Raw genomic sequence first — 1816 nt, forward strand, 5'->3', positions numbered from 1 at the left:
CGCGCAGAGTGAGGTTCTGCGTAGCCCACTGCTTGACCCGATTGAGCGAGGTGCGCCCGCCGTTGAAGGTGCTTTCGTCCGGAAGCTGAGGTAGCGGACCGTCCGGCGGATAAACCGATAAATCGATGCCGCTCCAGCTCGACAGGAGATCGATGCCGACGCGATCGGGGAGCAGGGTCTGGAGATAATCTTGCCGCTCGCGCGCCTCGGCCTCGGAAGCGGCGACGATCGGTAGGATGCCCGGCAGGATCTTGAAGCTCTCCGGCCGCCTGCCGTGGCGGGCGAGCCGGTCGTTGATGTCCTGCCGGTATTTGATGCCGTCTTCCCTGGTGGAGAAGATGGCGAAGTGGGCGTCGGCATGCGCCGTGGCGAAATTCTTGCCGTCCTCTGAGGAACCGGCCTGGACGATCAGCGGATGACCCTGTGGCGGCCGCGAGACGTTGAGCGGCCCGCGCACCTTGAAATGCGCGCCGCGGTGGTCGAGCACATGGACCTTGTCGGGATCGGCAAAGTAGCCGGTGTCCTTGTCGAACAGCAGCGCCTCGTCTTCCCAGCTGTCCCACAGCCCCTTGACGATATCGAGGAACTCGGCGGCGCGCTGGTAGCGGAAAGCGTGCTCGATGTTGCCGTCGCGGCCGAAATTGCGTGCCTCCTCGTCCATGGCCGAGGTGACGACGTTCCAGGACGCCCTACCCTGGCTGATGTGGTCGAGCGAGGCGAACAGACGCGCCACATTGTAGGGCTCGCTGTAGGAGCTCGACGCGGTGGTGATCAGGCCGACGTGTTTCGTTACGCCAGCCAGCGCCGAAAGCAGCGTCAGCGGCTCGAGGCGGGCATTGGCGTAGTGCGCGACACCGCTTTTCACCGAATCCCAGATGGACACGTGGTCAGCGACGAAGATGGTGTCGATCCTGGCGCGCTCGGCCGCCTGCACCAGCTCGCGATAATAATCGAAGCCAAGCACTTCCCGTCCCGGTGCGCGCGGATGCCGCCACGACATGCGGTGGTCGCCCTGCGGGTTGAAGAAGAATGCGCTGAGGATCATGTGGTTTCGCGCCATGCCGGCCTCCTTGCAAATCCGCGCGAGAGCACCCCGGCGCCGCCTCGACCGGCGCAGTCTGAAATCTCTCGATGCGTGAAAGGCTAGATTGCGCTCGGCATTAATTCGAGTAATTTTATAGAGATTATATACTCAACAAGCGGAAGCGATTGCCCTTGATAAGGGCAGTGAAAGAAAGTGGTTTCGAGGTCCTGCATGTCCCCTTCGGTGCTGAACGTGGAAAAACTTTCCATCGACTATGGCGGGAAAAGAGGATGGCAATCCGCCGTCGACGGTATGTCGCTCTCCATCGGGCAAGGCGAAGCGCTCGGGCTGGTTGGTGAGTCAGGCTCGGGAAAGAGCTCCGTGGCCCTCGCCATACTGAGCTACCTGCCGGGAAATGCCCGTCTGGCGGCGTCGGCGCTGGAATTCGAGGGCCGGGAATTGCGCGGCCTTTCGGGCGGAGAACTGCGCGGCCTGCGTGGCGATCGCATCGCGGCCGTCTACCAGCATCCGGGCGCCGCGCTCAATCCGGCCATGACGATCGGCCGGCAGATTGGCGAGACGATCATGCGCCATCGTCCGGTCCGCCACGAGGAAGCCCGCTGGCGTTCGGCCGAACTGCTCAAGCGGGTGCGGGTCGGCAATCCGGAGCGGGTGCTGGATCTCTATCCGCACGAGCTTTCCGGCGGCATGCAGCAGCGCGCCAACATCGCCATCGCCATCGCGCTCAACCCGGCACTGCTGGTGTTGGACGAGCCGACGACGGCGCTGGAT

At 63.6% G+C, this 1816-nt stretch carries 2 protein-coding genes; one reads left to right on the top strand and one right to left on the bottom strand.

Annotated features, from left to right (window positions below):
• Positions 1 to 1060 (bottom strand): NtaA/DmoA family FMN-dependent monooxygenase (locus EOA49_RS31765; RefSeq protein WP_127243590.1); only part of this gene is annotated, 1060 nt, incomplete at its 3' end.
• 216 nt (positions 1061 to 1276) lie between these two features.
• Between EOA49_RS31765 and EOA49_RS31770 the strand changes: the two genes are divergently transcribed.
• A partial coding sequence (locus EOA49_RS31770) for an ATP-binding cassette domain-containing protein (RefSeq protein WP_245460862.1) occupies positions 1277 to 1816 on the top strand: 540 nt, incomplete at its 3' end.

It is taken from the genome of Mesorhizobium sp. M1A.F.Ca.IN.020.04.1.1 (assembly GCF_003997315.1).
GTDB lineage: Bacteria > Pseudomonadota > Alphaproteobacteria > Rhizobiales > Rhizobiaceae > Mesorhizobium.